The sequence below is a fragment of the Shewanella sp. UCD-KL21 genome, from assembly GCF_001957135.1.
GTDB lineage: Bacteria > Pseudomonadota > Gammaproteobacteria > Enterobacterales > Shewanellaceae > Shewanella.
The window spans coordinates 1-3,236 of the sequence record NZ_MPHK01000043.1; the positions used below are offsets into that span (position 1 = coordinate 1).

At 49.1% G+C, this 3,236-nt stretch carries 1 tRNA gene and 1 rRNA gene; both read right to left on the reverse strand.

Going from position 1 to position 3,236, the window contains the following annotated elements:
* Window positions 1-2,780, reverse strand: a 23S ribosomal RNA gene (locus BM739_RS19670); the annotation flags it as partial.
* Window positions 2,781-3,147: 367 nt separating this feature from the next.
* Window positions 3,148-3,223: transfer RNA gene (locus BM739_RS19675), tRNA-Ala, on the reverse strand.
* Between the last annotated feature and the right edge of the window lie 13 nt (window positions 3,224-3,236).

Here is a 3,236-nt window from a genome sequence, read left to right on the forward strand (position 1 = left end):
CTAGGGATGACTCATCTTAGGACTCGCTTCCCGCTTAGATGCTTTCAGCGGTTATCGATTCCGAACGTAGCTACCGGGCAATGCTATTGGCATAACAACCCGAACACCAGCGGTTCGTCCACTCCGGTCCTCTCGTACTAGGAGCAGCTTCCTTCAATCATCCAACGCCCACGGCAGATAGGGACCGAACTGTCTCACGACGTTCTGAACCCAGCTCGCGTACCACTTTAAATGGCGAACAGCCATACCCTTGGGACCGACTTCAGCCCCAGGATGTGATGAGCCGACATCGAGGTGCCAAACACCGCCGTCGATATGAACTCTTGGGCGGTATCAGCCTGTTATCCCCGGAGTACCTTTTATCCGTTGAGCGATGGCCCTTCCATACAGAACCACCGGATCACTATGACCTACTTTCGTACCTGCTCGACGTGTATGTCTCGCAGTTAAGCTGGCTTATGCCATTGCACTAACCGTACGATGTCCGACCGTACTTAGCCAACCTTCGTGCTCCTCCGTTACTCTTTGGGAGGAGACCGCCCCAGTCAAACTACCCACCAGGCACTGTCCCGAACCCCGATAAGGGGCCRCGGTTAGAACATCAAAACTACAAGGGTGGTATTTCAAGATTGACTCCACTCCATCTAGCGAYGAAGCTTCAAAGTCTCCCACCTATCCTACACATGTAGGTTCAATGTTCAGTGCCAAGCTATAGTAAAGGTTCACGGGGTCTTTCCGTCTAGCCGCGGGTATACGGCATCTTCACCGCAATTTCAACTTCACTGAGTCTCGGCTGGAGACAGCGTGGCCATCATTACGCCATTCGTGCAGGTCGGAACTTACCCGACAAGGAATTTCGCTACCTTAGGACCGTTATAGTTACGGCCGCCGTTTACTTGGGCTTCGATCATGAGCTTCTCCGAAGATAACCCAATCAATTAACCTTCAAGCACCGGGCAGGCGTCATACCGTATACGTCATCTTGCGATTTTGCACAGTACTGTGTTTTTGATAAACAGTTGCAGCCACCTGGTATCTGCGACTGCCGTCAGCTTAGGGAGCAAGTCCCATCACCAACAGCAGCGTACCTTCTCCCGAAGTTACGGTACCATTTTGCCTAGTTCCTTCAGCCGAGTTCTCTCAAGCGCCTTGGTATTCTCTACCCGACCACCTGTGTCGGTTTGGGGTACGATTCCTACTAACCTGAAGCTTAGAAGATTTTCCTGGAAGCATGGCATCAACTACTTCATCACCTTAGTGACTCGTCATCAGCTCTCAGCCTAATGTTCACCCGGATTTGCCTAAGTGAACAGCCTACAACCTTAAACGCGGACTACCAACGCCGCGCTAGCCTAGCCTTCTCCGTCTCTCCATCGCAGTTAGCAGAAGTACGGGAATATTGACCCGTTTCCCATCGACTACGCCTTTCGGCCTCGCCTTAGGGGTCGACTCACCCTGCCCCGATTAACGTTGGACAGGAACCCTTGGTCTTTCGGCGAGGGAGTTTTTCACTCCCTTTATCGTTACTCATGTCAGCATTCGCACTTCTGATACGTCCAGTGTGGGTTACCCCTTCACCTTCAACCGCTTACAGAACGCTCCTCTACCGCTTGCWCCTAAGWGCAAACCCATAGCTTCGGTGTATTGCTTAGCCCCGTTAAATCTTCCGCGCAGGCCGACTCGACTAGTGAGCTATTACGCTTTCTTTAAATGATGGCTGCTTCTAAGCCAACATCCTAGCTGTCTAAGCCTTCCCACATCGTTTCCCACTTAGCAATAACTTTGGGACCTTAGCTGATGGTCTGGGTTGTTTCCCTTTTGACGACGGACGTTAGCACCCGCCGTCTGTCTCCCGAGTAGTACTCACTGGTATTCGGAGTTTGCAAAGGGTTGGTAAGTCGGGATGACCCCCTAGCCTTAACAGTGCTCTACCCCCAGTGGTATTCGCTCGAGGCGCTACCTAAATAGCTTTCGAGGAGAACCAGATATCTCCGAGTTTGATTGGCCTTTCACCCCCAGCCACAAGTCATCCGCTAATTTTTCAACATTAGTCGGTTCGGTCCTCCAGTTGATGTTACTCAACCTTCAACCTGCCCATGGCTAGATCACTCGGTTTCGGGTCTACGCCTTGCAACTAAACGCGCAGTTAACACTCGGTTTCCCTACGGCTCCGCTATTCGCTTAACCTCGCTACAAAACGTAAGTCGCTGACCCATTATACAAAAGGTACGCAGTCACGGTCTCAAGAACCGCTCCCACTGCTTGTACGTACACGGTTTCAGGTTCTATTTCACTCCCCTCACAGGGGTTCTTTTCGCCTTTCCCTCACGGTACTGGTTCACTATCGGTCAGTCAGGAGTATTTAGCCTTGGAGGATGGTCCCCCCATATTCAAACAGGATGTCACGTGTCCCGCCTTACTCGTTTTCATCTATGGTTAGTTTTCATGTACGGGACTATCACCCTGTACCGTTGAGCTTTCCAACTCATTCCACTAACACCCCATAGACTTAAGGGCTAATCCCCGTTCGCTCGCCGCTACTAGGGGAATCTCGGTTGATTTCTTTTCCTCTGGGTACTTAGATGTTTCAGTTCCCCAGGTTCGCCTCATAACGCTATGTATTCACGTTATGATGACCACTTATGTGGCCGGGTTTCCCCATTCGGACATCGTTAGCTCAAATGCTTGTTACTAGCTCGCCAACGCTTTTCGCAAGTTACTACGTCCTTCATCGCCTCTGACTGCCAAGGCATCCACCGTATACGCTTAGTCACTTAACCATACAACCCAAATAAGTTTCTTAAAGAAACAAACTGTTGTCAGAGCGGGTAGCCCTAACAGCTGTATCGTAACTAGCTGGTTTATTACATAATTTGCATCTCTTTCGAGTACACAAATTCGCCTTAGTTTTTAGAATATTCAAGACACTTAATAAAGTGTTTTGAGAACTCAATGTATTATTAGAAAAGGATTAATTTCCCAATAATACGATTTGTAATTAATACAACGACAGACATCATCGTATTAAATACTATCAGCTTTCCAAATTGTTAAAGAACGGGCTAAAAAAAGCCAAAGATAATGGTTAGATTATCTTTGGCATCTCTTAATTGCATATGTCGACTCAAATTATTGAGAAGATGTAAATGGTGGAGCTATGCGGGATCGAACCGCAGACCTCCTGCGTGCAAGGCAGGCGCTCTCCCAGCTGAGCTATAGCCCCATTTACATGCAGT